Origin of the sequence: Shewanella submarina (assembly GCF_042646185.1) — a bacterium.
Taxonomy (GTDB): domain Bacteria; phylum Pseudomonadota; class Gammaproteobacteria; order Enterobacterales; family Shewanellaceae; genus Shewanella; species Shewanella corallii.
In genome coordinates this window covers 225,856-250,881 of the sequence record NZ_JBHRTD010000017.1, presented here as the reverse complement: position 1 = coordinate 250,881, position 25,026 = coordinate 225,856, and the positions used below count along the sequence as shown (strand labels likewise).

The 25,026-nt window shown below is 51.6% G+C and carries 24 protein-coding genes; 9 read left to right on the top strand and 15 right to left on the bottom strand.

Annotated elements, in window-relative coordinates; all coding sequences use genetic code 11:
• Window positions 1-91 precede the first annotated feature (91 nt).
• From ruvB to ACFOE0_RS14940, 6 genes are all read right to left on the bottom strand, one after another.
• The gene (ruvB, locus tag ACFOE0_RS14965; protein WP_248937225.1) at window positions 92-1,096 is read right to left on the bottom strand and encodes a Holliday junction branch migration DNA helicase RuvB; all 1,005 of its coding nucleotides are present in this window, start codon (window positions 1,094-1,096) and stop codon (window positions 92-94) included.
• Between the two features lie 9 nt (window positions 1,097-1,105).
• The gene (gene ruvA, locus ACFOE0_RS14960; RefSeq protein ID WP_115138784.1) at window positions 1,106-1,723 is read right to left on the bottom strand and encodes a Holliday junction branch migration protein RuvA; all 618 of its coding nucleotides are present in this window, start codon (window positions 1,721-1,723) and stop codon (window positions 1,106-1,108) included.
• Window positions 1,724-1,765: 42 nt separating this feature from the next.
• Entirely contained in the window at window positions 1,766-2,287 is a 522-nt protein-coding gene (gene ruvC, locus ACFOE0_RS14955; protein WP_115138783.1) for a crossover junction endodeoxyribonuclease RuvC, read from the bottom strand.
• A 16-nt stretch (window positions 2,288-2,303) separates the two neighbouring features.
• Window positions 2,304-3,050 (bottom strand): YebC/PmpR family DNA-binding transcriptional regulator, encoded by a 747-nt coding sequence (locus ACFOE0_RS14950; protein WP_248937224.1) that lies wholly within the window; start codon window positions 3,048-3,050, stop codon window positions 2,304-2,306.
• Between the two features lie 94 nt (window positions 3,051-3,144).
• A complete protein-coding gene (gene aspS, locus ACFOE0_RS14945) occupies window positions 3,145-4,923 on the bottom strand; it encodes an aspartate--tRNA ligase (RefSeq protein WP_248937223.1) in 1,779 nt (592 codons plus the stop codon).
• A 178-nt stretch (window positions 4,924-5,101) separates the two neighbouring features.
• Complete coding sequence (locus tag ACFOE0_RS14940; RefSeq protein ID WP_248937222.1) at window positions 5,102-7,696, bottom strand: transporter substrate-binding domain-containing diguanylate cyclase; 2,595 nt, start codon at window positions 7,694-7,696, stop codon at window positions 5,102-5,104.
• Between the two features lie 342 nt (window positions 7,697-8,038).
• Between ACFOE0_RS14940 and cmoA the strand changes: the two genes are divergently transcribed.
• The 7 genes from cmoA to ACFOE0_RS14905 are packed head-to-tail and all read left to right on the top strand — an operon-like array spanning window position 8,039 to window position 15,684.
• Entirely contained in the window at window positions 8,039-8,770 is a 732-nt protein-coding gene (gene cmoA, locus ACFOE0_RS14935; protein WP_248937221.1) for a carboxy-S-adenosyl-L-methionine synthase CmoA, read from the top strand.
• Window positions 8,767-9,750, top strand: coding sequence for a tRNA 5-methoxyuridine(34)/uridine 5-oxyacetic acid(34) synthase CmoB (gene cmoB, locus ACFOE0_RS14930; protein ID WP_248937220.1), 984 nt, complete (start codon window positions 8,767-8,769; stop codon window positions 9,748-9,750). The genes cmoA and cmoB overlap by 4 nt, the downstream gene beginning before the upstream one ends.
• A gap of 37 nt (window positions 9,751-9,787) precedes the next feature.
• Window positions 9,788-10,534, top strand: coding sequence for an ATP-dependent zinc protease family protein (locus ACFOE0_RS14925; protein ID WP_248937219.1), 747 nt, complete (start codon window positions 9,788-9,790; stop codon window positions 10,532-10,534).
• The gene (locus ACFOE0_RS14920; protein WP_248937218.1) at window positions 10,534-12,039 is read left to right on the top strand and encodes an inactive transglutaminase family protein; all 1,506 of its coding nucleotides are present in this window, start codon (window positions 10,534-10,536) and stop codon (window positions 12,037-12,039) included. Before ACFOE0_RS14925 ends, ACFOE0_RS14920 begins: the two co-directional genes overlap by 1 nt.
• A gap of 1 nt (window position 12,040) precedes the next feature.
• On the top strand, window positions 12,041-12,997 hold the full coding sequence (locus ACFOE0_RS14915) for an alpha-L-glutamate ligase-like protein (RefSeq protein WP_248937217.1): 957 nt from the start codon (window positions 12,041-12,043) through the stop codon (window positions 12,995-12,997).
• Window positions 12,960-14,606 carry a M3 family metallopeptidase gene (locus ACFOE0_RS14910; RefSeq protein ID WP_248937216.1) on the top strand — a complete coding sequence of 549 codons (1,647 nt, stop codon included), beginning with the start codon at window positions 12,960-12,962 and terminating at the stop codon, window positions 14,604-14,606. The genes ACFOE0_RS14915 and ACFOE0_RS14910 overlap by 38 nt, the downstream gene beginning before the upstream one ends.
• A gap of 40 nt (window positions 14,607-14,646) precedes the next feature.
• Window positions 14,647-15,684, top strand: coding sequence for a DUF3541 domain-containing protein (locus ACFOE0_RS14905; RefSeq protein WP_248937259.1), 1,038 nt, complete (start codon window positions 14,647-14,649; stop codon window positions 15,682-15,684).
• Between the two features lie 126 nt (window positions 15,685-15,810).
• Here the strand turns inward: ACFOE0_RS14905 and ACFOE0_RS14900 are convergent, their stop codons facing one another.
• Both ACFOE0_RS14900 and ACFOE0_RS14895 read right to left on the bottom strand, forming a co-directional pair.
• Entirely contained in the window at window positions 15,811-16,227 is a 417-nt protein-coding gene (locus tag ACFOE0_RS14900; RefSeq protein WP_248937215.1) for a hypothetical protein, read from the bottom strand.
• A gap of 233 nt (window positions 16,228-16,460) precedes the next feature.
• Window positions 16,461-17,915 (bottom strand): putative metalloprotease CJM1_0395 family protein, encoded by a 1,455-nt coding sequence (locus tag ACFOE0_RS14895; RefSeq protein ID WP_346347870.1) that lies wholly within the window; start codon window positions 17,913-17,915, stop codon window positions 16,461-16,463.
• On the opposite strand from ACFOE0_RS14895, the gene ACFOE0_RS14890 reads away from it, so the two are divergent.
• Entirely contained in the window at window positions 17,861-18,019 is a 159-nt protein-coding gene (locus ACFOE0_RS14890; RefSeq protein WP_248937213.1) for a hypothetical protein, read from the top strand. The genes ACFOE0_RS14895 and ACFOE0_RS14890 overlap by 55 nt on opposite strands.
• Here ACFOE0_RS14890 and ACFOE0_RS14885 read toward each other — a convergent pair.
• Both ACFOE0_RS14885 and ACFOE0_RS14880 read right to left on the bottom strand, forming a co-directional pair.
• Window positions 18,009-18,278 (bottom strand): chemotaxis protein, encoded by a 270-nt coding sequence (locus ACFOE0_RS14885; RefSeq protein WP_248937212.1) that lies wholly within the window; start codon window positions 18,276-18,278, stop codon window positions 18,009-18,011. The genes ACFOE0_RS14890 and ACFOE0_RS14885 overlap by 11 nt on opposite strands.
• A 135-nt stretch (window positions 18,279-18,413) precedes the next feature.
• Window positions 18,414-19,199 (bottom strand): hypothetical protein, encoded by a 786-nt coding sequence (locus ACFOE0_RS14880; protein WP_248937211.1) that lies wholly within the window; start codon window positions 19,197-19,199, stop codon window positions 18,414-18,416.
• 425 nt (window positions 19,200-19,624) lie between these two features.
• Between ACFOE0_RS14880 and trhA the strand changes: the two genes are divergently transcribed.
• The gene (gene trhA, locus ACFOE0_RS14875) at window positions 19,625-20,305 is read left to right on the top strand and encodes a PAQR family membrane homeostasis protein TrhA (protein WP_248937210.1); all 681 of its coding nucleotides are present in this window, start codon (window positions 19,625-19,627) and stop codon (window positions 20,303-20,305) included.
• Between the two features lies 1 nt (window position 20,306).
• Here the strand turns inward: trhA and ACFOE0_RS14870 are convergent, their stop codons facing one another.
• From ACFOE0_RS14870 to ACFOE0_RS14850, 5 genes are read right to left on the bottom strand one after another with little or no spacing between them, the layout of a single operon-like run.
• Window positions 20,307-20,906: an ATP-binding cassette domain-containing protein gene (locus tag ACFOE0_RS14870; protein WP_248937209.1), complete on the bottom strand. Its 600-nt coding sequence runs from the start codon at window positions 20,904-20,906 to the stop codon at window positions 20,307-20,309.
• Window positions 20,890-21,615 (bottom strand): ATP-binding cassette domain-containing protein, encoded by a 726-nt coding sequence (locus ACFOE0_RS14865; protein WP_248937208.1) that lies wholly within the window; start codon window positions 21,613-21,615, stop codon window positions 20,890-20,892. Before ACFOE0_RS14865 ends, ACFOE0_RS14870 begins: the two co-directional genes overlap by 17 nt.
• A 1-nt stretch (window position 21,616) precedes the next feature.
• Window positions 21,617-22,444, bottom strand: a complete 828-nt coding sequence (locus ACFOE0_RS14860) for an ABC transporter permease (RefSeq protein WP_248937207.1) — start codon at window positions 22,442-22,444, stop codon at window positions 21,617-21,619.
• Window positions 22,444-23,418 (bottom strand): ABC transporter permease, encoded by a 975-nt coding sequence (locus tag ACFOE0_RS14855; RefSeq protein ID WP_248937206.1) that lies wholly within the window; start codon window positions 23,416-23,418, stop codon window positions 22,444-22,446. Before ACFOE0_RS14855 ends, ACFOE0_RS14860 begins: the two co-directional genes overlap by 1 nt.
• Entirely contained in the window at window positions 23,415-24,971 is a 1,557-nt protein-coding gene (locus ACFOE0_RS14850; RefSeq protein ID WP_248937205.1) for an ABC transporter substrate-binding protein, read from the bottom strand. Before ACFOE0_RS14850 ends, ACFOE0_RS14855 begins: the two co-directional genes overlap by 4 nt.
• Between the last annotated feature and the right edge of the window lie 55 nt (window positions 24,972-25,026).

Genomic DNA, 25,026 nt, shown 5'->3' with positions numbered 1-25,026 from the left:
GGTGGATCACTTCAAAAAATGGTAAATACCTGTAGAAAATACAAAATTTACTGAATTTTTTGCTGATCCACCAATATCAGCCGGTAATGATTTATTCCGGCTTATCCAAACCGAAATGCAGATAGGCTCTGTGGGTTGCCATACGTCCCCGCGGGGTACGTTGAATAAAGCCCTGCTGAATCAAAAAGGGTTCGAGCACGTCTTCGATGGTATCCCGCTCTTCGCCAATAGCAGCAGCCAGGTTATCCAGGCCGACCGGTCCGCCCATAAACTTATCTATGATTGCCAGCAGCAGTTTGCGGTCCATAAAGTCGAAGCCTTCACCGTCGACATCCAACATGTCCAACGCCTGCTCGGCAACATCTGCGGTGATAACACCGTCGTGTTTCACCTCAGCATAGTCTCGCACCCGACGCAGCAGGCGATTGGCAATACGGGGCGTACCACGGGAACGACGGGCAATTTCTCTGGCACCGTCGTAATCCATGCTGATCTCCATCACCTTGGCAGAGCGGGCCACAATGGTTGATAGATCCTGCACATTATAGAACTCCAGGCGCAACGGAATACCGAATCGGGCACGCAATGGCGATGTGAGTGAACCCGCCTTGGTGGTCGCGCCAATCAGGGTGAACGGTGGTAAGTCCAGCTTGATTGAACGGGCAGCAGGCCCCTCACCTATCATAATATCCAGCTGATAATCCTCCATGGCTGGATACAGGATCTCTTCCACCACGGGGCTCAGACGATGGATCTCATCAATAAAGAGAACATCACCCTCTTCCAGGTTGGTCAGCAATGCCGCGAGATCACCGGCTTTTTCAAGCACTGGACCAGAGGTGGATTTGATATTCACATCCATCTCGTTCGCCACAATCATAGCCAGCGTCGTTTTACCCAGGCCGGGAGGGCCATAGATAAGCATATGGTCAAGGGCTTCACCCCGGCGTCTGGCAGCCTCGATAAACACTTTTAACTGAGCTCTGGCATCATCCTGACCAGTATACTCATCAAGCATTTTGGGCCGCATGGCGCGGTCAACAACCTCATCTTGCCCCATCATCTGGGGTTGGATCAGCCTGTCAGCTTCAATCATTTCGATTCCTTACAGCATGGACTTGAGAGCCGCTTTAATCAGGGTCTCTGAATCCATTCCTTCTGTCATTACCGCGCTTACCGCACGACTGGCCTGAGCCGGTTTATAGCCGAGCGCCAACAGGGCAGCAATGGCATCTTCTTCGGCAGTGTTAGGCACGGGCTCAGGGGTAAAGTTACTCTGAAGTTTAAACTCATTGCCACCGGCGGTAGATGCGTCCAGCAGACTTTTAAGCTTATCGCGCATCTCTACCAGTAAACGTTCAGCAGTCTTCTTACCCACACCCGGCAGTTTTACCAAAGTGGCGATATCGTCACGCTCAACACAGCCCACAAACTCGGCTGACGTCATACCCGATAAAATAGTCAGTGCCAATTTAGGCCCAACACCATTGGCTTTAATCAACAAACGAAACAGTGCGCGTTCCTGTTTGCTGATAAAACCATACAACAATTGAGCGTCTTCACGCACCACAAAATGGGTATAGATCAATGCTTGCTGGTCAAGTTCAGGCAGTTCATAAAAGCTGGTCAGCGGCATCTGTACTTCATAGCCTACGCCGTTCACATCCAATACGATATCCGGTGCCTGCTTTTCAACCAGAGTCCCTTGCAGTCTTCCTATCATTGTTATTCCTGTTATTCAGTTTTTGCGTTCGCCCAAACCGGACTACTTATAACGACCATGGCTGCGGCGCGTAGCTCTGCCCGCCAGGGCCACCAGGCTTTGACTGGTATGGTAGTGACAAACCGCCACACTCAAGGCATCAGCCGCATCCGCCTGGGGTGTTGCCGGCAGCTTCAGTAGTTGGGTAATCATGTGCTGCATCTGGGCTTTTTCTGCCCTGCCCGTACCAACCACCGCGCTTTTAATTTGTGTCGCACTGTACTCAGACACAGGCAAATCTGCCACAGTGGCCGCAACAATAGCCGCCCCTCTGGCCTGACCCAGCTTAAGGGCCGAGTCGGCGTTCTTGGCCATAAACACTTTTTCAATGGCGAATTGATCCGGCTGATACTGGCGGATAATTTCGGAAATGCCATCATAGATTTGCTTGAGTCTGACGGGAAGTTCATCGGAAGAGGTGCGAATACAGCCACTTCCCAGATAGAGTTGGTGTCTGCCCTGACACTGGATCACACCATAGCCTGTGATCCTTGAGCCAGGGTCAACACCCAGAATAATTGTCATAGAGTATCAATTATCCTTATTCCAGCGATTCCATGATTTCATCAGAGATATCTGCATTGTGGTATACCTCCTGAACATCATCGTGATCTTCCAAAGTATCAATCAAGCGCAGAAACTTGGGAGCGGTATCCGCATCCAGTTCTGACTTATTGTCTGGCACCATGGTCACTTCAGCGTTAACCGAAGTAAAACCTGCGGCATCCAGCGCATCTTTAACGCTGCCAAACTCTTCAGGTGTGGTGTATACGTCAATGGCACCATCTTCATGGGTGATCACATCTTCAGCTCCGGCTTCCAATGCCGCGTCCATAATGGATTCTTCATCCACACTGTCGTCAAAGGAGATCACGCCGCGTTTGGCAAACATATAACCTACACAGCCATCAATACCCAGACTGCCGCCCGATTTGGAGAAGGCGTTACGCACACCGCTCACAGTGCGGTTACGGTTGTCAGTCATACACTCAACCATGACTGCAGTACCGCCCGGGCCATAGCCTTCATAAATGATGGTTTCCAGTACCTGACCATCCATTTCGCCGGCACCGCGCTTAATGGCACGTTCAACCGTGTCACGGGTCATGTTGTTGGAAAGCGCTTTATCGATAGCCGCACGCAAACGTGGGTTGGAATCCGCATCTGAGCCACCTTCACGGGCAGCCACTGTCAGCTCACGAATAAATTTGGTGAACAGCTTGCCACGTTTGGCATCCTGGGCAGCTTTACGGTGTCTGATGTTGGCCCATTTACTGTGACCTGCCATATCTCATTCTCCGTTGCCTTGGGCAACAATTGCGTTGCCCTGAAAAACAGACCGAGGCCTGAGCCTCGGTACTTAAATCATTGCTACAGCGATATTATTCTTCGCTTTCAGCCTTCTTGGCAACTACTGCGATGCCAAGCTCTTCCAGCTGAGCCGGATTCGCATGTCCCGGCGCGTTGGTCAGCGGACAGGCCGCAGTGGTGGTTTTCGGGAAGGCCATCACGTCACGAATAGACTGAGCACCAGTCATCAACATGATCAGACGGTCCAGGCCGAAGGCCAGACCTGCGTGCGGTGGAGTACCATAGCGCAGTGCTTCCAGCAGGAAGCCGAATTTCTCTTTGGCTTCTTCATCGTCGATACCAAGAATGCGGAATACCGCGCTCTGCATTTCGCTGTTGTGAATACGAACAGAACCACCGCCCAGTTCGCAACCGTTCAGAACCATATCATAGGCATCAGACACAGCGTCGGCCGGGTTGGCTTCCAGCTCAGCAGCAGTAACGCTGCTTGGCGCAGTAAATGGATGGTGAACCGCGTACAGACGGCCATCAGCCTTCTCGAACATTGGGAAGTCAACCACCCACAGAGGAGCCCATTCGCCTTTCAACAGGTCAAAATCTTCACCCAGCTTCAGACGCAGCGCGCCCATAGCTTCAGCCACGATGTTGGCTTTGTCAGCACCGAACATCAGGATGTCGCCAGTCTGGGCACCGGTACGCTCGATAATGTTGGTCACCATCTCTTCAGACAGGAACTTCAGTACTGGAGACTGGATGCCTTCCATACCGGCAGCCAGATCGTTAATCTTCATCCAGGCCAGACCTTTGGCGCCGTAGATGCCAACGAACTTGGTGTAGTCGTCAATCTGCTTACGGCTCAGAGTCGCACCACCCGGTACACGGATAGCGGCAACACGACCTTCCGGATCTTCAGATGGGCCCTTGAATACCGCGAATTCGATACCGGCCAGCAAGTCAGCAACGTCACACAGTTCCAGTGGGTTACGCAGATCAGGCTTATCAGAGCCGAAACGACGCATAGCTTCGTGCCAGGTCATACGTGGGAAGTTACCCAGATCTACGTTCAGCAGTTCCAGGAACAGGCTGCGTACCATCTCTTCGGTCTTGGCCATCACCTGCTCAGAAGACATGAAAGAGGTTTCGATATCGATCTGAGTGAATTCTGGCTGACGGTCAGCACGCAGGTCTTCGTCACGGAAGCACTTAACGATTTGATAGTAGCGGTCGAAACCAGACATCATCAGCAGCTGCTTAAACAGCTGTGGAGACTGAGGCAGTGCAAAGAACTGACCTTTGTAAGTACGGCTTGGTACCAGGTAGTCACGGGCACCTTCCGGGGTGGCCTTGGTCAGGATTGGGGTTTCGATATCCAGGAAGCCATTACCATCCAGGAAGCGACGTACAGCGCTGGTCACCTTGGAGCGAAAAATCAAACGCTGGGCCATTTCCGGACGACGCAGATCCAGATAGCGATACTTCAGACGCTGCTCTTCGCTGTTGTTCTGATGGTTATCCATGCTCAGTGGCAGTGGCGCAGACTCATTGATGATGGTCAGTTCTTTACCCAGAATTTCGATTTCGCCGGTACGCATATTGGCGTTAACCTGGCTGTCAGGGCGGGCGCGCACTACACCTTTAACCTGAACGCAGAACTCACTGCGCAGGCTGCTGGCAACGTCAAACACTTCCTGCAGGTCTGGGTCATAAACTACCTGGATCAGACCTTCACGGTCACGCAGATCCAAAAATACCACGCCACCTAAATCACGGCTGCGGTTCACCCAACCAACCAGGGTAACTTCTTGTCCAACGTGAGACTTGTTTACGTCTCCACAATAATGAGTGCGCATCTCGCTTTTCCTTTAATCCCGAATTCGGTACTGGAGAATAAAAATCAATGGGGCATTATAGAGAAAGAATGCCGATTGCCAAAGCAGATCACTGCCAGTCGGCGAAGTATCAGCCAGAAATTAATCAATAACAGATAAGGGTTAGCCCAGGTCACATATTTTCCACTGCGCTGGGCTGTCAGGCCACACGTATCCCAGCCCCGGACTCAAGTGCCTGTTCAGTCAATTTTGCAGCCTGCGCCATCAAGGCTATTGGGTCCACCCCATCCTTTGGATACAGCGCGATACCTATACCGACCTTAAGCAGGCTGGACTCGATTTCCGGGTCGCCCTCTGTAAGCAAGCTCTGAATATTTCTGGCAAGTTGTCCCAGGTGCTCCTCGTTACTGACAAAAGGCAATATAGCGACCAGTTCCTGATGGCTGAACCGGGCAAGAGTATCCGAGCGACGAATCCCCGCAGCCAACCTGGCCACCATTCGGCTCAGGGCGGCCTCAGCAGCATCTTTACCCGATGTGGCCGCTATCGCGTCCATGCCTTCAATGGAAATAAAAAACAGAGCAAATCTGGCCTGTTGTCTATGGTGCAACAGCACAGCCTGATTCAACCTGTCATCCAGCAGATGGCGGCCTATCAAACCGGTTTGTGGGTCGGTTTGCAGAAAATCTATCGAACGATTTCGGGCAAACAGGCGGTACCCCAATACACTCACCAGGCAAATAACAACAATCCCAACTGCCATTGGCCAGGGCAATGCAAAGCTTGGAGACAGTGACATCTCCTGACGCCTCAGGTCCGCTGGCACCCAATGCTCATAAATCGCACGCATTTCGTGCTCTTCAATATGTTGCAGCGCACGATTAATCAGTGGTACCAGGCCGCTGTATTGATTGTTTACCCCTATATGACTGCGCTCGGCGGCAACATCGGTCAGCATGGACAGGCGCAGGTCATATTCCCGCTGCTGCACTTCCCAGGCAAGGGCTGCCAATTTGCCAATCAAAAGATCTGCTTCCCCTGCCACCAGCCGACTGAGTCCCTCGTTCACATCCGACACCATGATGAGCTCGATTTTTGGTCGCATCAGCATCAAATCTGCCGCCATGCTATACCCTTCGACCACCATGACTTTCTTACCGGTTAATTGACCCAGTGAAAATATGCGGCTGTCATCGGTGCTGGCAACAGCCCAGGGTGAAGGCCAGTAGCTGTCGGTAAAACTGATATCCTGCAACCTGTCTGCACTGGGCTGCAGCGAACCTATCATCTGCACCTCTCCGATGCGAAGAGCCTGCTGCAGCTGTTGAAAGCTGTCATAGGCCCGGGGGCGCAAAGGAATGCCAAGACGGGTACCAATAAGTTGAAGAACCTCCGCATTAATTCCGCTCATTCTGGTGTCACGGGTAAACTCAAAGGGCGCCCAATCATTTAAATAGCCGACGTTAAGCTCCCCCAACTGATCGAGATAACCACGCTCAGCCGCGGATAATGGCACCTGACTCGCTTGCTGGGCGTAATACCTGTCTCTGGGCCCATAAATCCATTTGGCTTCAACCTCAGCGAGGACATCTCCGGGAATCGCAGCAAAGCCATCTGCAATGATCTTTTTCAATGCAGGTCTGGAAGGCAGAATCAAAGCTTCAATTCGGGTTGAGTATTCGAAACCATCGAGTACCCGGTATTGATCCCAGGTACCATTGGACACCAGTAAATTCTCAGCCCAGCGCCCGGCTGCAACCATAGCGGTTATCTGCCCTGCCTCAAGAGCAGACAGCATCTCGGCTGAAGATTCATATTCAGTGACTTCCGCATTGGGCAAATCGCTTTTAAGCTTTGCAATATAGGGGGCGGTTTTAAATACCCCCAACGTCTCTCCTGCCCCATCAAGGTTAAACTCGCGATCTACAAGGGTAAATATCCGACTGGTAACGCCATAAATCTGCCAGGCGTTTTCCAATAAAGATTGCTTGCTGGAGTCCCCCTGGGGATAGCCGATTTGAACGTCAGCCAATCCTAAAAATACATCTTTGACTGATTGCTGCATGTCAGAGGCCAGGAACGAGACAGGAATACCAGTCTGCGCTGACCATGCTTGCCAGATATCCACATATAAACCGTGCAACTGGCCATCACTGCCAATATCTGCGTAGGGAGAAATGCCGGTTTGTGCCGCGATAATCAGCTTGCTTTCACCTGCCTCAGGCCCGTAAAAACTGCGTTTAAGCTCTTCAATATATTCGTTATTAAGCTGACCTATCATGGCTGACAATTGATCAGGAGAAATCGCCCCTTTCGGGTTCACGCCTACATTCAACGCCAACCGTCCAACCGCTTCGGCCTGCCACCCATCTGCCGACAGCCCTATAGCCCGCCAATAACTGTCGCCACCGGGAAGATCAACAAACACCATCAGGTTTCCCCGGACAGCATCCTTGAGCATGTCGTCACGGCTGGGATATTCAACCAAATTGCCAAGCAGTTCATGGGGTACCAATGCCAAAGCCGGTGAGCCCTTTAGCACACCGACCCGGTAGGGAGTGACAGACTCGTTCTTTAACGATTGACGACGATAGAGGTAGACCTGAAGGTCCAGAGGTAAGGTGAGCTTTGTATAATCAGAGGGAATAGACAGGGGCGGTAAAATAAGATCCGGCGGAGTTTGACGGCCCAAAGCCCCTTGCTCAGTCCCTTGTTCACTGTGAACTGAAACCGCTTGCCAGTCGGGTGACAGTGCTTTATTGGCCAACAAACGCCGCCATATTGTCACAGACATTCCAGAGGGTACTCCCTCGGGATCACGATAACTTAAAGGATAATCATTAACTGAATAAGCCACGACTATCGGCTTGATTTGGGCAGAATTTTGAGTCGCTGCGGTGGCCAACGCCGCAGAAAAAAGCCAGGTGCAAAGCCATATGCAGCCCAACACGGTTTTTCGACGATAAAACTGTGTTTTCAAAGAGTATCCCTACCGAATCGAAAAGCGACTTATGTATCAATAATGTAACAGGATTGCTATTAGACAGAAAAATCAGGGCAATTACCAGAGCTGGACTTGCTGCTGGCTTTAGCAATTGGCTAAAATGCTACATTGCATTCCATTGATTAACTTCAGATGAACTCTTCCCAAGACACCATCTACGCGCAACCCGCCGACCAAATCGCAGACTTTCAATTCGACAGCCGTGTCGCTGGCGTGTTCGGTGACATGATCCGCCGTTCGGTACCCGGCTATGCCCAGATAATCGGGACTATAGGCGATTTTGCCCACAGATCCGTTAAGCCCGGAACCCGGGTGTACGACCTTGGCTGCTCATTGGGTGCTGCAACTCTGAGTGTCAGACGCCAGATAGAAGGTCGTGATTGCGAGATCGTCGCGGTTGATTACAGTGAATCCATGGTTAAACGCTGCCAGGAGAACCTGTCAGCCTATGTCAGTGATACCAAAGTCGACCTGATACAGGGGGATATCCGCGATATTAAGATTGAGAATGCTTCCATGGTGATCCTCAACTTTACTCTGCAATTCCTGCCTCCTGAAGACAGAATCCTGCTGCTGCAGCGCATTTTCAACGGCCTGAATAAAGGTGGCATTCTGGTATTGTCCGAAAAGCTCAGGTTTGAAGATCAGACAATTCAAGAGCTGCTGGATGCCCAACATCTCGACTTTAAAAGAGCCAATGGATACAGCGAACTGGAAATAAGCCAGAAACGCAGCGCGCTCGAGAACGTCATGAAGCCGGACTCTATGAAGACCCACGAAACCCGACTCACTGATATCGGGTTCAGCCATTTCAGCACCTGGTTCCAGTGTTTTAATTTTGCCTCTATGGTGGCCATTAAGTGATAAGTTTCAGCTCCTTTTATAAACAGATTGCCGACTCCAACCTGCAGCACTGGCTGGAGACCATGCCATCAATTCTTGGTGACTGGCAGCGTGAAAACAAACACGGCAACCTGCCAAAGTGGGAAAAAGTTCTTAATAAACTTAACTTTCCCAAGCCAGATCATATCGACTTTAAAAACAGTGTGACTGTTGGAACAGGTGATCAGCTAAACCCAGGAGAGCAGGAAAAACTAAAAAACCTGCTGGGTATTCTCAAACCATGGCGCAAAGGTCCATTTCATATCCACGGTATCCATATTGATACAGAGTGGCGCAGCGACTGGAAATGGGATCGGGTGTTGCCTCATATCTCTCCGCTCAAACATCGCACCGTCCTGGATGTAGGCTGTGGCAGCGGCTACCATATGTGGCGCATGCTGGGAGAAGGCGCAGAGCGTGTGGTGGGTATTGACCCTTCGGCACTGTTTCTGTGTCAGTTTGAAGCCGTTAAACGCCTGATAGGTGAAGACCTGCCGGTGCACCTGTTACCTTTGGGCATTGAGCAACTGCCACCACTGGACGCCTTCGATACCGTATTCTCTATGGGCGTGCTGTATCACAGACGCTCCCCTATCGACCATCTGCTGCAACTGAAAGATCAGCTCAAAAACAATGGTGAACTTGTGCTTGAGACGCTGGTCGTAGATGGTGACGAAAATACCTGTCTGGTTCCGGCTGACAGATACGGCAAAATGAATAACGTTTGGTATTTGCCCTCTGTACCTGCGCTAATCCGCTGGCTGGAGAAATGTGATTTCGTGGATGTAAGGTGCGTCAATGTGGACGTGACCTCGCTGGCAGAGCAGCGTACCACTGAATGGATGCCCAATGAGTCCCTGGTTGACTATCTTGACCCTCAGGATATCACCCGCACTGTGGAAGGGTATCAGGCGCCTAAACGCGCCACTATCATTGCACGTAAGAAACCGACCAATGAATGAGCGGGAGACGCTCTTAAACAATAACATGGTAAAGACTATGCTGAAGCCAAGATACACCGCAGTTCTCGCTGCAATCCTACTGTCAGGATGTGCGGCCACCCAGAATTCGGCGCATACCCCAGCCCCTGTAGATGCTGAAACGCTGGAAACTTCTCTGGCCGCCAATAATCAGGTAATCCTGGATCAGGTTACCAAAGCCAACCAAACCAATTCGGCGGCTTTGGCGGATATTCAATCCCAGCTCAGCAATATTCAAAAGCATATTTCCGTGCCGGCAAAGGAAGCTGAACCCAGAATCATTGAGATCCCGGCCAAGTGTCCTGAAACTCTGGGTGATAAGTTTCTGCTTGGAGAAGTGGAATACGTATTTGTTGAAGAGTTCAAGACCAGCTTTAACACCCGCATAGATACTGGAGCAGAGTCCTCCTCTATCGACGCCAGAAATATCATTCTGTTCGAACGTGATGGTAACCAGTGGGTACGTTTCGATATCTTCACCAAAGGCGAAAAGGCTCCGGCTCAGACCTTTGAATCCCGTGTTGAAAGGTTTGTACGCATCAAGCAGGATGCGGAAAACGGAGACGACCGTCGTCCGGTTATCCGTGCCCATCTGAAAATCGGTAAATATGCTGCTGAAACTGACCTTAACCTGACCGATCGCAGCCATCTGGAATATCCCCTGCTGCTGGGTCGTAAGTTTATGAAGGATATCGCTGTAGTTGATGTTAGTCAGAGCTATATCCATGGCAAATCCCAACCAGCCCCGGCTAACAAGGAGCAATAATGCAATCCCGTAAACCCTTTTATCTGCTGGTTGCACTCCTGTTTATTCTCGGTATCGGCGCCAGTGTCTATCGGGGTATAGAGCACAATGTGCCCTTCCTGCCGGGCAAACAGGTACAAAGCTGGGCCGTTGATGCCAAAGTCAGCTTTATCGGTACCGGAGAGCCAGCGGAAGTATCCCTGTCTCTGCCCAATGACCCGGCATTCGATATTCTGACCGAAAACGCCAGCTCCTCCGGCTATGGCCTGAGTGTGACTGATGTAGCCGGTAACCGCCGCGCTATCTGGTCCACCCGCGCAGCCAATGGTCAACAGGATATCTATTACAAACTGACTCTGGTGCCTTCTGGCAAAAATGAACTGCCTGCCACTGAACTCCCTCCTGCTCCAGAGACAACCATCTGGCCAGCGACAGAGAAGACCGCAGCAGAGCAGGTGATTAACGATGCCTGGTCGCGCAGCGCCAATAACCTCAGCTTTGCCCGTCAGTTGATGCAGACTCTGGGCGCGGATGACCGCAGCCAGAACGTTGAACTGCTGTTGACAGGTAACAGTGCCACCAAGTTGTTTGTCAACATGCTGCACGACAAGGGCATTCCCGCCCACGAAGTGAATGGCCTGTATCTGGAAGATCAGCGTCGCCGTCAATCTCTGGTGCCTTTGGCAGAAGTGTATAACGATGGCCAGTGGCACCTGTTTGACGTGGTAAATGGTAAAGAGGGACGTCCTGACAGCGTATTGCTGTGGGAGCGTGACGGTCATTCAGTGCTGGATGTTGTCGGCGGCGTTAATTCTCAGGTGTCTTTCTCAATGTTGAAAGACACCCGCAGCGCACTGGCGACCTCTATCGATCTGATGAAAAACCAGGACGCCTGGGACTTTTCCCTGTATCAATTGCCACTGGAAGAGCAAAGCCTGTTCAAGGGCATCCTGCTTATCCCGGTCGGCGTGTTGATGGTAGTGTTCCTGCGGGTCATTATCGGTATCAAAACCTCAGGTACCTTTATGCCTGTTTTGATCGCCCTGGCCTTTATTCAAACGACCCTGCTCACAGGTTTGGTTGGTTTCCTGCTGATTGTCGCCTTTGGCCTGATGATCCGCTCCTACCTGTCACGGCTTAACCTGCTGCTTATCTCGCGAATATCGGCGGTCATTATTGTAGTGATAGGCATAATCGGTCTGTTTACCATTCTGTCGTACAAGTTTGGCTTAAGCGAAGGCCTGACCATTACCTTCTTCCCTATGATCATTCTGGCCTGGACCATCGAGCGTATGTCCATCCTGTGGGAAGAGGAAGGTGCCAAAGAGGTTGTGGTTCAGGGTGGCGGTAGCCTGCTGGTAGCAACCCTTGCCTATTTGGCCATGAGCGCAACCTGGGTTCAGCACTGGGTATTTAACTTCCTGGGTATTCACCTGGTGATCCTGGCCATGGTATTGCTCATGGGCCAATACACAGGATACAAGTTGCTGGAACTGAAGCGCTTCAAGCCGCTGGCGGAGGATTAATATGCTGTTTGCCTCTCCAAGGAAACTGCGTCAGGCCGGTGTGTTGTCGATGAATAAGCGCAATATTGACTATATTGCGCGCTACAACCCCCGCAAATACTACAAGCGGGTGGATGACAAGTTGACCACCAAACAACTGGCGCTGGCCAACAATATTGCAGTGCCGGATCTGATTGGTGTTATTCGTGAGCAGCATGAAGTCGCTGAGCTGCCTGAAATGATCAAAGGCCGCAGTGGCTTTGTTATCAAGCCTTCAAAGGGCTCAGGCGGTAAAGGGATTCTGGTCATTACCCATGTCGAGAATGGTCGCTTCTTTAAGCCAAGTGGCAATGAAGTCACACCAAGTGAGATTGACCGCCATGTCTCCAACACATTAAGTGGCCTCTTCTCGCTCGGTGGCAAGCCCGATGTCGCCATTATTGAGGGTCTGATTGAGTTTGACCCGGTATTTGATGGCTACAGTTATGAAGGTGTTCCTGATATTCGCCTGATAGTGTTCAAGGGCTTTCCTGTAATGGGAATGCTGCGTCTGTCCACTGCGGCGTCTGATGGTAAAGCCAACCTACACCAGGGTGCCGTCGGTGTCGGCATTGATTTGGCAACAGGTAAAGGGCTGCGCGCTGTTCAGTTCAATCAACCTATCGAGTTTCATCCGGATACAGGTTTAAAGCTGACAGATATTCAGGTACCTCACTGGGATACCCTGCTGCACACAGCCTCCAGCGCCTATGAAATGTGTGAACTGGGCTATCTGGGTACCGATATGGTGTTGGACCAAAGCCGGGGGCCTCTGATGTTGGAACTCAATGCCCGTCCAGGACTGGCAATTCAGATAGCCAATGGAATGGGGATTTTGCCACGCCTGCAACACGTGGAAAGCCTCAGAGGAAAACCTATGTCAGTGGAAGAGCGGGTCGCCTATGCGAAAACCCATTTTAGCAGCGCTACTGACACTTAATATCACGGCGGCCCAGGCCGCCGTTGTTTCTCCGGTTTTTCAGCTGGTGCAGGATTGCCGCGCGCTTTCGCCCTTTCCACTCAGTTCCCTTGTGGAACTCCGCCCTGAAGTCGCGGCCTCCGAATTAGAGTCTCACCTGCTACAGCTGTTTAATTTCAATGATAAAATCAGCTACTTCCGAAGCGGTGCCAGTGCAGAAGAGCGTAACCAGTTGCTTATGTGTCAGCTCCATCTGGCCGACGAATTTGATGCGCTACTGGCCGACCCGGCCGCTGAAGCCCTGATTAATACCTTAAGCCATTCGTCTCGGCCCGAACTCAATCAACTGGCTGATGTCCTCGGTGAGCTGAGGCAATCCCGGCTGCCACCCGAAGTAAAATCCCGGCTCTATACAGCGCAGGCTGCTTATCGGCATGGTCTGAGTCAACAATCAATGCAACTGGAATTCCCCGGCGCCCAATGTCGCCTGAATACTTCCACGACAGATCAGCCCATCGATATCAGTATCGCCCGATATTTGATGTCTCAACCCAGTTCAGACTGTCGTGCCAAAGTGTGGCAGGCCTATCAGAGAAGAGCAGCCCAGCGCAACCAGGAACCGCTGACGATCATCTCCGGGATTAACCAGCAGTTGGCGCACAATGCCAATAGAGCTGATTACGCGCAACTGACATTGGATTCTCACTACCTCAACACCCCTGAGCTGGTGATGCAGTTCCTCGAAAGCCAAACCCACAATATGGGGGTCGCGCCCTGGGATATTGGCCGGAAGCTTAAGCAACTGCCCAAAGCCAGTTTCAATACGCTTACACCTTACGGCATCCTTTCTTTACTGACCCCAGCCCTTACTGAGCTTGGCTTAACGCTTGAACAACCTGCACCCACCATATACAGGCTCTGGAATGATGGGCGTTTGCTGGGTGAAATTCATCTGGCGAGCGAGTCACGCTCCGCAGACTATGCCCTGGTCAAGCCGGTTATCGGCCGCCAGTTCGGTACCGTATTACTGTTAATGCCAGAAAAAATCATCAATGCCAGACAGTTAGAACAGGCATTAGCAGCACTGGCAGAATCCATAGTAACGCTGGGGAGTGGCCAGCAATACTATCTGCTCAACCATGAAAATCAGTCCCTTGCAATTGCCCAAAGCTGGCTGTCCCAGTGGTTGAACATGAAACTGGCAAAACAGCTTCCTCAACCCAAGGATCACCGCTGGCAACTGATGCAAGCCTATTCAGCCCAGCTACAGGTCTTTCGTGGAAAACTGGCATTGGCTCAGGCTAAAGCCGGTGGGATTAACACTGAAGAGGCTGCTGATTGGTTCTCCCGAAGCTTTGGATATCAATGGCCAAACGCACAGGACGCACTTTACGGATTTTCCGCGCTGGCAGATTCAGGCCCAGAGTACTATCTGCCGCTGTGGAATCAGGCTCTGGGAAGACTGATACTGGCTCAAACTCAGTGCTGTATATCTCCGAAAGATGTTTATAATGCGCTGATTATTAATCCGAATTTACAGCCGCTGAAGACGCGGCTTGAAGAGTTACTGAATATCAGTGCAGAACCTGCCGATATTATCAGGAGATTACCCCATGAAAATCAGGCTTAAGGCATGCGCCTTGGCGTTAGCCCTTCTCTCCCCAATCGCTATGGCTCAGCCCGCCACATCGCAGCAGCAGGATGTGGCAAATCGGATCCAACAAAATCTCGAAGACCACCTTTATCAACTGCCGCCAAGGGTCCAGGGACACTATGGTATTCGTATGTATCGCATGACAGGTGATGATAAGTATGCCAACAGCGCTTTGGTGGACCTTTACGCAGTGACAAATTCTCAGGCCTGGTATGCCTGCCAGTTAGATGATAAAGAGTTTGTAAAACAGGCATCACTGACAGCAATCAGTAAACTGGGTAAAGGGCCTCGCGCCAAGGCCAGAAAAAAAGCGCTTAAGCCTTTCCCGGAATTTATCTTCTATACAGATGTGCTTCTGCGATTTGCCAGCCGTATTGATGAGTTTGGGCTGACCGGACCCTGTCATAACAAGATGATAGCCATGCTTAAATCAAAGGATTTGAAAACAGGCCTGACAGATCCCGCCATGATTGAGTCCTGGGCGGCGCAGCTTATCAATTATGTTTACTGGGCGAAGCAGCTGGGTGTTGGTGACTATCGACAGGAATATAAAGAGGCATTTCTGACGACCTATCCCCACAGTGAGGACGATAAGCTGAGTAAAGCCCAGTTCCGTAACAAGTTGTACGGGATGACTCACTTTGTATTCGCCGCCAGTGAGTACTATCAGCATCAGGTGAGCGCAACAGAGTTTACCTGGATTTTGGATTATTTCGACGCCAATATCGAGCGGATCCTGACGGACGCCACTCCCGATATCATCGCCGAAGTCGGGATAAGTTTTCTGCTGGCGGGTAAAGAGGATCACAAGGTTGTTGCCAAAACCCGTGACGCCATGGTGAAAGCGTTTAACGCCAAAGAAAATATTATTCCATCCCCCAGGGGCAATCCGGATCTGGCACTGGGTGAGCACAGAAATGTACTGGCCATGATGCTGATCAATTGGCCCGAAACACTTCATAAAGGGCCTTATCTGGCGGAGCTGAAAGCCACCAAAAAGTATCTGCCCAAAGGGGTAAAACCCAAGGCTGACGGGGAAGCTGAAAAGAAATAGCTTCCAGCCGGTGCCAGAGTGACTGTCTGGTACCGGCTCTCTTACCTAAAGCTGGCTTTTATCATCACAGCCAGGATACCTATTCAGGTGTCAGGATACCTTAGTCTCTCGCTGGCTTATTCCACATCATAGTACAACCCAGGTCCCATCATCCTTGATGCCACAGAGCCATCGCCCCTGAAGGTAGTAATTGAAAATCTCCCGCCAGGGGCCCTCTGTGTCCAACACAGTTTCGATGGCAGATTTGCGGCCTGCATATAGTGCTGCGCCTTTAAAAGCCTCAACATAGTTATGTGGGCCAGATTGTAATTTGGGATGGGAATGATCAATTTGCCGCAACGACACCAATAAGTCCTTGTATCGCTGGCGCACCCACTCAGACTGAGAAAGCGTCAGTTGAACCCTGCCAAGACCTCCGCCCAAAGGATCGTCTTCATCTCTGGAGGATGGTAACCATCGCCATGCATATTCACTTCGCAGTACGACGTCTATGTGGTCTGCATCCGCCAGCCAATTGATGGCAGCAAATTCGTCAGCTTTCACTCACCTCTCCTCAAGTTCAAAACCCTTAATCTGCCTCCCGGCAACCGCTGAATCAATAGCACAAAGGATGTAACGCCTGCCAACACACTCCGGGTGCTCAGCTGATTCAGTTGGACATCTGTAGGTTTAAGACGTGCATCATGTATAAGGATGTGATTGAAGAGGGTTCGAGGCTAAACCAAGAGTGAAGCCCAACTAAAATGGTCGCTAACGGCAAGTGCCAGACTGGAAACTCATGCGACGCGCTGGGACTTTGGCGCGATACCATAGCGTTTCTCTATGGCCATTTTAACCTGCTGCAGCTCACTGGCATTCAGTGGCTGCTTGTCACCTTCTTTGCTGATGCTGGAGCTTTCAGGGCCATTAACCCTGATTCGCCTGGGCTGTGCATCATCAAGCTGAAGTGTTGCCCTTGGCGGCGCGATAACCGTGCCCTGAGCAAAATCGGTTCCAGTCGAGTCAGGTGATAATCTCTGATTGGTTCCGACCTCATTGGTTCTCTGGCTGTCAGGCTGTGCAATAACAAACGCATTGTCAGCTGCTTCTTCCTGCCTGACATTGCCCTGCTCATCTATCGATTGTCCAATAGATGGCTGTCTGGGCTCCAAAACAGGGGTTTCATCAATGGCAGCATCGGCTCCGAGCAACGTCTGCTGTGACGCCTGAAGCTGCTCCTGTCGCTCCACCGCCAACTCCTGTTTGGCAACATTGAGCTTTTCCATCGCTTCCGCAGCCACCCGGATATCTGCCATAGAGGGATTAACCGGCGCCATTGCCGCAGCATACACCTTCTGCATTTTAACTACAGTGGCCTGGGGATCACCGGGGACCGGTGAGATATCAATTTGTACTTCACCGGAAATGGCATATCGCTTGCCATCACTGCCACGCTCAAATTGATAACTTGGACTGCTTGCATAATGCCCACCAACGGCTGCATGAGCCCGCTCGTGGGACTTAACCTCTCGATCCCGCGCCCTTAACTGCTCAAGCTCTTGCTGCTCCACTGCCTCCTGGCGCGAGTTTCCACGAGGCTCTTTCTCTACGGCAGGGCTCTGCTCTTCACTGGTATCGTTGGGGCGGCCCTGAGCCTGGGTTTCATCACCATTTTGGGTCTGTTCACCCACAGCTGGAATTGCCTCCTGCTCAGCCGAATCCTGATTATTTGCCCCTTGAGTCCCTGTACCTTCTCTAATGTCACTGCCTCCGCTCCCCTGCGGTGCCACATTCAAGCCAGAGGCATAGCCCGGATTGGCCTCTGTAAGGGAGCCAGAAGCCCCGGACAGCGCAGAAGCCTGACCAGGCTCACCCAGCCGTGTTCCTGGCTGTCCCCCCGAGGAGTCAATGACACTTTCAATATTAAAGGTCACGCTTTGCTGAGCATAATCACTGTCGGGCAAAGACAGGCTTTGTGCTGATGCTGAGGCATCCATATGGCTGGACACTCTGACCGCTGTCGCCACAGAGCTCACATCTGGTGCCGGGTTATCAGAGCGAAGGCGTCCACTGGTCAATCCGGTGACTGTCATCGCACCTCTTCCCAATCTGTAGCTCAAGGCTGGATTTGAAGATCTGGCGGACAACTCGGTACTGGAGTGGGAAGAACTGGCAGCTTGCGTTGATTGACTGCTGGATGAATTGGAAGGTCGTGTTTCAGTTTGCTGAACGAGCGCAGTACGTGATGGCACTTCGCTACTGGGTTTGGCCTGAGTTGAAACAGATGCGCCACGCCCGGCAACACTCGGTTTGCCTGGGGGTATGGCGACTACATCAGGCAAGGGTTAAACCTTGATATCAATGACTGTGCCCAGAGTTTCGTCAGCGGCTTCTACCACCTCGGCTGAAGCCTGGGCTTGATTTTCTGACTCTTTGGCAGCGACCAGTGCAGACGTTTTATCAGACTCAGACTGCAGCGCCTGCTGCTCTTTGCCCTCTTCTACCGCCTGGTTTGTTTGGGTCGGTTTTGCCACTTCAGTGGTGGCTTGACTGATGCCCTGCTGCGCACTCTGGAGTCCGGCTAACCCGGAAGACATAGCTGAGTTGACTTGCATAACACTCTCCTGTTGATGCTGCATTAGCTTAATTATCGAACAACTTAGCCGCTTGGTACAGGCAGAATAACTCTTTTTACATACCGAATAGTTATCAAAAACAAGCTAATCAACCAATCCGTCATGAGAATGAGCTTATTGTTTGCTGTGGGGCTGGGGAAGCGACTTGTTCATCCTGGATAAGTGGTCCGCTATCCCTTTATCTATACTCTGCTGAACCTGATCTTCCCCGCAAAAAAAGGGATAACCCAGATTCTCCTTATGGGAGTTTATCGGATCACCCAACTTAACCACCCGGTAGCAGGTATCCCCTATACGAACAATACGATTGGGATCAAATTGATGGTCAAGGGTCTGCTCTTTGGTAATGTCATAGTCAGAGCCCCCTTCCAAGATGGTCATTTCACCATCCATTTCACTCAGACTTCGACGAGCTGTATAGGCGCTGGCACTTGCTTTTGCCATGGAAGATAACGCTTGCTCCCGCTGCCTTTGTAAATAAGAGCGGCCGATAAACCGGGTATCTGTGACAGGGTCACCTGATTGGTTCTTGACCTCAGATTCCTTCGCAAAGTTTGCTTTGAAAGGTACGCTGTCTTCTGGCTCCGGGCGCAACGCCTCAGTTGCAGGCGATTTATCAGCACTTGGTTCATCTCTGCTTATAGTGTAATCCGCATTGCTTGACTCAGCGTTCTTTACCACTTTTGCTGGCTTTTTTGCTGGAGGCTTGGGAAAAACTGCAGGTTTGGGCGTGGTCAACACAGGCGGCTCACTCGCTTCAACTACCGGGCGTTTAGCTGGCACAGAAACAATATAGGCTTTAAGTGCCACAAATTTATTCTGCCTGGGTTTGGGGTAAGCAGATTGGAAAAACCAGGGCATAGACAGCAGATATAACAGGCCAAGATGTAAGGCAATCACTGCCGTACCTATGCCAAAGCTTGTCCGCAACGGCCACTGTGCAACGAGTGACTGTTCAGCTGTTACAAGCCCGGAAAAGGATAGCATCTGGCCGCCTTTTACATCAGATTGCTGATGTATCTGAGCCAGGGTGGCTGCCAACGGCTCATTCAACCCGAGGTCCCAATGCGCCTGGACTGTATCTGCTAATTCTCCTGCCCGCGTTGCTTTCACCTTTGTGTCCCTTCATAGTGTTGCAAGCAGATTGGATATCGCTCAGGCAACAAAGTTCCCCTGCGCCGCTGAGGATACAAGACAAAGCCGTGCTACTTTCTAAAATGCGGATAGCCAACTCATTAAATTAGTGTACACATGTACGCCAAACCATTGAGACGTACACCGGGCACTGATACACTGCCGGTATCAGCAGTAAGAAGGGATACACAATGTCAGCCAACACCATGAATCAACCGCAGGAAGTATTGATGCTATCCGCATATTCAAAAAAGGAAGAGTTGGCGAATGCCATCAGTCATGGACTGGGAGTATTGCTGGGTATCCTGGGTATGATTGCCTCGGTGATAAAGGGCGCCCAGACACTGAATAGCTTACAACTGTTCGGCGTAGTGATTTATAACGCCAGTATCATTACCCTGTTTCTCTGTTCAACCCTTTACCACAGCATCCCATCAGCCAAATGGCGCCCCAGACTGAAACTGGCTGACCATTGCGCTATTTACCTGTTGATTGCAGGTACCTACACACCATTAATGCTGATCAGTTTGCACACAATACAGGCTGATATCGTACTGGCCGCCATCTGGTCGCTGGCAATTGCCGGGGTGGTATTTAAAGTCCGTTTTATTCACAGATTCAAAGCCCTCAGTGTGGGAATTTATCTTCTCATGGGCTGGTTGTGTGTGACTGTCATGTCACAGTTGACTGCCGGGCTATCGGAAGTTGGGTTCGACCTGCTGTTGGCCGGTGGGCTGTTTTACAGTGTTGGCGTCATCTTCTACGTAGTGAAAGCTATTCCATTCAATCATGCCATCTGGCATCTATTCGTACTGATGGGGGCTTTTAGCCACTGGCTGTGTGTTTATCTGGCCGTGATCCCGGCCAGATAGATCAGGACTGACTGTCAGGCCACTGGATAATGCGATGACATATCTGTTTCAACAAATGGTCATCGTGGGAAATCACCAGCAATCCCAGGTTTCGTTCTGCTGCCAGTAGCAACAGGGATTGCCAAATCTTTTGTTGAGTCAGCATATCCAACTGGGCAGTGATCTCATCACACAGCAGATATTCAGTGTCCGGCGACAATGCCCTGAGCAAATTTATCCGTTGTAGCTGACCACCCGATAAGGTGTTGGGTCTGCGATTTAACCAGTTTTTTTCAATTTCCAGCTTCGACAGCAGCCGGTTGTAATCCCGTCCCTGCCAAGCTTCATCCAGGCTTTGTGCCAGCGTCAACCTGGGGTTGAACGCCTGTTCAGGCCGCTGGACGACCCATTGCACAGGATTGGCCCCCCCTCTGGCATATCCGGGAGTAGTGAGCGTTCCGCCATGGCGATTCAAGCTCCCCGAGAGTACTGCTGCCAGCGTTGATTTACCGGCGCCACTGGGTCCCTGCAAACCACATACTTCACCGCGTTTAAGTTCAATATTGGGCAGGGTCACCTGTTTGGCACGAAACTTAACCAGCCCATTATGCAACGCGAGCATTTTGCCTCTCCCAGTTCTCCGGTAATGCCTGCCAAAGAGCACGGCTCTGAGGGCTGCCAAGGCCCTGTTTGAGATGGTCTGGCGTTAGACTCTCTATGAGTTTGCCGTCATCCATTACCAATAACCGGTCGGCGACTTCACTCAGCTCTCTAAGGTTGTGGCTGATCACCAACACACCAGCCCCCTTATCTGCCATCTGTCTGAGCTCACTGTATAGATTGGCTGAAGCAACACTATCCAGTCCGCAACAGGGCTCATCCGCCAACAGAAATGCCCGTCCCTGAACTTTCGCCTGGGCCAGCAAGACACGCTTGGCCATACCGCCTGAAAGCTCATGGGGCATACAATGGCCAAAGCTGTCGACCACTTCCCGGCACTGCCCAAGATGTTGATCATCTTTTTGTCGGCGGCGCAACAGTTGCAACACGCTGCGCAGGGGATCGAGCACAGAGCCTGACTGGGCAGCCAAGGCCACTTCATCTTTGGGGATCACCACCCGGCCACAAAGGGAAAAGCCTTCAGGCACTGTTCCCATCAAAGCGTTGGCCAGAACACTCTTGCCGCTGCCACTGGCACCAATCAAGCCCACCAACTCACCCCGGGCAATGGAAAAACTCATGGGATGGATCAGGACTTCACCAGAATGATGAATAACGCCCAGAGACTCAGCATTGGCGGTATACGCTTCGCTTTCGATAGCACGCAGCATATCAATGTCCCCCTTTTCGAACGTGATCGCTGGCCTGCCCGGCCAACCAGGACAGTAACAAAATCAGCATAATCAGACACAAGCCAGGAAACACGCCAAGCCACCACTGCCCGGCCAATAAGTAGTTGCTGGATTGGGACAACAGACCACCAATAGAGGGAGACTGGGGATCCAGACCAAATCCCAGAAAGGTCAGCCCCGCCATATGTACCAGGGCATGGGGAAGCAACAACAGGGTCCCCACCAGCCATTGAGGTAAAATGAACGGCAGTAAATGACGGGTTAGCAGTCTGTACCCAGGCTGGCCGAACTGACGGGCCAATTGATAAAACGGCATGCGTGTCACCGCCAGCATTTCAAACCTGAGAATACGGGTCAGCCTCGGCCAGTGACTCAGGGCGACGGCCAATATCAAGCCGCTCTCTTCGCCCCCCAGCGCCAGTGACAGTAAAATCAGCAGTAACAAGTGTGGGATGGACATAAACACATCCACCAAAGTGTCTACCAGCCAACGACAAGCCGGGTGTAACATAGCCAGGAATGCCAATACCAATGACACCAGGCCACTGAGCAACACAGCCGTGCCTCCTATCCAGAAACTGCTCCATAACGCCTTCATGGTGCGGGTCAGCATATCCCTTCCCAGCCAATCGGTACCGAAGGGATGAGTCAGGGATGGCGGTAGGTTTTTCGCCAGAATATTGATATCCAGACCGCTGGCTGGCCAACACCAGGCCATCAGCAATACGGCGGCCAGGGTGCCCAAAGCCATGATTTCCGGCTTGGCTCGTCGCTGTTGTTTATCAGGGTTAAAAATCAGGGATTGCATCAGCCCTCCTCCCCGGCCAGTAAGCGCTCAGCAATCAGGTTCGCCGCGGCATTGCCGGTAAAGACCAGCAGAGCAGAAATCAGGGTGCCGGCCATTAACAGAGCGGTATCCTGAGCCATCGCCGCCGTCACCAACGCCTGACCAATACCCGGGAATGAAAACAGGGTCTCGGCGAGTACAGAGCCACCGAACAGTTCCGCGAACGAAGCAAGCTGCAGTACCACAGCTGGCACAAGTGAATTAGGTATCACATGAAAACTCACCACTCTGGCCTGGTTGTCACCGTGCATTCTGGCGTAAGCCACATAGTCACTGGCCAGTACATCCAACACCTTTTCACGTGTGTGCAAAATCACCGGCGACATATGCACTAGAGTTAACGTCAACACGGGTAATATCAGGTGAGCAAGCTGCCCGGAAAGAGGCTGCTCGGAGAAACTCATCCCAGGAGGGGCTGCACAACAAACCGGCAGCCAATGCAACCCCACGGCAAACAGACTGATAAACAACATACCCAGCCAAAAAGGCGGAATTGCACTCAAAGCCCATGCCGCGCGGCGAATACAAACATCAAAAACACTGCCCTGTTTAAGGGCGGCCACCAGTCCAAGCAGATAACCCAACACCAGAGAACCCAGCCAGGCCAGCGACATCAGCAGCACAGACAAAGGCAAACGCTCAGCAATTACCTGACTGACGTCCTGATGAAACAGGGCCGAGTAACCCAGGTATCCCTGACTGGCCGCCGCCAACCAATCACACAGGCGTTCACCCGCAGATAGATTCAGGCCAAGCTGCTGCATCAATACTGTCTGCTGCTCTGCCGATACCCCAAAGCGATTCCCTCCCAGGTAAACGTTGAGAGGATCCAGAGGAGAAGCGGCTAATAATCCCCAGATAAGCAAGAGGACCAGCATGAGTTGCAAGCTCAGCCTTAAAGCCGCCAGCCCTACTTCCACAAGCTTTTTCGTCATTGGCAGGTCCAGTGCCACTGAGTGACATTATTTAAGATGGGCCAACCATGTCCGTGGGGCTCAATACCCGGCTCGCCCAGATTCAGACAGGCACGTACTGCGTATAGGTGGGTAAGATTCACCAGCCAGGTCCAGGGTTGATCTTTGGCGATTTCAGTCTGTGCCTGTTGCCACAGCGGCAAAGAGCTCTCCCAGGAAGAAGACTGCCTGGCATTATCAAGCAGTTCATCCACTCTGACGTTGTGATAGAAGCCTGAGTTGTAATACTCCACCCCGCCATAACGACTGTGGTGAGTAAAGTAGACCTCACTGGCACTGTGGCTGCCAAACCCCATCAACACGGGTTGCTGGTGCATTACCCTGGCTATCTCTTCCCAACTACCGGCTTTCGGCGTCAGGATAATGCCCAAAGGTTTGACCATCTGTGCCAACGCCAAAGACAACTGTTCGCGGGTAGAATCTCCGGCCGCATAGTTAAGTGTCATCCGCGCTGCCACAGGCTTACCGTCAATTATTTTTGTCCTGACTCCATCCTTAAGCTCCCAGCTCGCCTTATCCAACAAGCTGTTGGCTTGCGCCATATCCTGGGCATGACTTTGATTAACTTCCCGGTGGGTCGTCCCCCAGGGCAAGTCATCTGCGATAGACCAGGCTGGACGGGCAAAGCCATCCAGCAGGCCATGAACCAACATGGTGCGGTCTGCTGCCAGACTCACAGCGTCACGGATTGCCTTATCACTGCTGACCCAGTTGCCCCGGTTTGGATGTTCAGGGCTTGGTTTATCCATGGGCCAGACCACCCCCCGATTATCGACACTTGGCACTTGCCAGAGACGGAAACCGCCCGGAATATGAAATGCGTATCTCGGCACTACAGCCGCCATATCCAATTGCCCTGCCTGCAATTGGGTAAAACGGCTGTCATCGTTGCCAAACAACAACACCAGGCGATCAAACTCGGGTCTCTGTCCGGCATACAGTGGATTACGTTCCACAACAAGTTGTTGTCCTCTGTCCCAGCGGACCAGTTTATAGGGACCTGAACCTATTGGATTGGCGCCATAACCTTTAGCGTATCTATCGGATGGGACTATGCCCAGCGTGGTCAGAGGTTCAATAAAAGTCACGTCCGGGCGTTTCAGGTGAAATATCAGATGCAGAGGGTCTATCACTTCAACCCATTCAAGCATGGTCAAATCCTGGGCAGAGGGGGAGCGAGCCGCATGTTCAAAGGTGAACTTGATATCCTCAGCGTTAAGGATGGACCCATCGGAAAACTTAAGGCCAGGTTTCAAATGGATATGCCACTGCAACCCATCAGCACCAGTCTGCCAGCTTTGGGCCAATCCAGGTGTCAGTGCCAGTTTGTTGTCTCTTTCGATAAGGCGGGATTGAAATAAAGGGTTGTTGTACTTACCCCAACCCAGCAGAGGGTCAAAACCTGATTCAGGCTCGGCCCCAAGCGCCAGAGTCAGGGTTTCCGGCGTACTGCCGGCATAGGAGTGAGAACAGGCCAGCACAGACGCCAGCAAAACAGGTCGCAGCCACTTCATCGTCACTTGCACCCAGGTATTACAAATTTTCGATGCGTAATACTGCCGTAACTTT

Coding starts and splice junctions, on each gene's coding strand:
- ruvB (WP_248937225.1), bottom strand. CDS start 1,096: ATGATTGAAGCTGACAGGCTGATCCAACCCCAGATGATGGGGCAAGAT.
- ACFOE0_RS14885 (WP_248937212.1), bottom strand. CDS start 18,278: ATGCAAGTCAACTCAGCTATGTCTTCCGGGTTAGCCGGACTCCAGAGT.
- ACFOE0_RS14890 (WP_248937213.1), top strand. CDS start 17,861: ATGAATTGGAAGGTCGTGTTTCAGTTTGCTGAACGAGCGCAGTACGTG.
- ACFOE0_RS14860 (WP_248937207.1), bottom strand. CDS start 22,444: ATGCAATCCCTGATTTTTAACCCTGATAAACAACAGCGACGAGCCAAG.
- aspS (WP_248937223.1), bottom strand. CDS start 4,923: ATGCGCACTCATTATTGTGGAGACGTAAACAAGTCTCACGTTGGACAA.
- ruvC (WP_115138783.1), bottom strand. CDS start 2,287: ATGACAATTATTCTGGGTGTTGACCCTGGCTCAAGGATCACAGGCTAT.
- ACFOE0_RS14855 (WP_248937206.1), bottom strand. CDS start 23,418: ATGACGAAAAAGCTTGTGGAAGTAGGGCTGGCGGCTTTAAGGCTGAGC.
- ACFOE0_RS14950 (WP_248937224.1), bottom strand. CDS start 3,050: ATGGCAGGTCACAGTAAATGGGCCAACATCAGACACCGTAAAGCTGCC.
- cmoA (WP_248937221.1), top strand. CDS start 8,039: ATGAACTCTTCCCAAGACACCATCTACGCGCAACCCGCCGACCAAATC.
- ACFOE0_RS14925 (WP_248937219.1), top strand. CDS start 9,788: ATGCTGAAGCCAAGATACACCGCAGTTCTCGCTGCAATCCTACTGTCA.
- ACFOE0_RS14940 (WP_248937222.1), bottom strand. CDS start 7,696: ATGTCTGTGACAATATGGCGGCGTTTGTTGGCCAATAAAGCACTGTCA.
- ACFOE0_RS14915 (WP_248937217.1), top strand. CDS start 12,041: ATGCTGTTTGCCTCTCCAAGGAAACTGCGTCAGGCCGGTGTGTTGTCG.
- ACFOE0_RS14865 (WP_248937208.1), bottom strand. CDS start 21,615: ATGCTGCGTGCTATCGAAAGCGAAGCGTATACCGCCAATGCTGAGTCT.
- ACFOE0_RS14870 (WP_248937209.1), bottom strand. CDS start 20,906: ATGCTCGCGTTGCATAATGGGCTGGTTAAGTTTCGTGCCAAACAGGTG.
- ACFOE0_RS14910 (WP_248937216.1), top strand. CDS start 12,960: ATGCGAAAACCCATTTTAGCAGCGCTACTGACACTTAATATCACGGCG.
- trhA (WP_248937210.1), top strand. CDS start 19,625: ATGTCAGCCAACACCATGAATCAACCGCAGGAAGTATTGATGCTATCC.
- ACFOE0_RS14920 (WP_248937218.1), top strand. CDS start 10,534: ATGCAATCCCGTAAACCCTTTTATCTGCTGGTTGCACTCCTGTTTATT.
- ACFOE0_RS14850 (WP_248937205.1), bottom strand. CDS start 24,971: ATGAAGTGGCTGCGACCTGTTTTGCTGGCGTCTGTGCTGGCCTGTTCT.
- ruvA (WP_115138784.1), bottom strand. CDS start 1,723: ATGATAGGAAGACTGCAAGGGACTCTGGTTGAAAAGCAGGCACCGGAT.
- ACFOE0_RS14905 (WP_248937259.1), top strand. CDS start 14,647: ATGGCTCAGCCCGCCACATCGCAGCAGCAGGATGTGGCAAATCGGATC.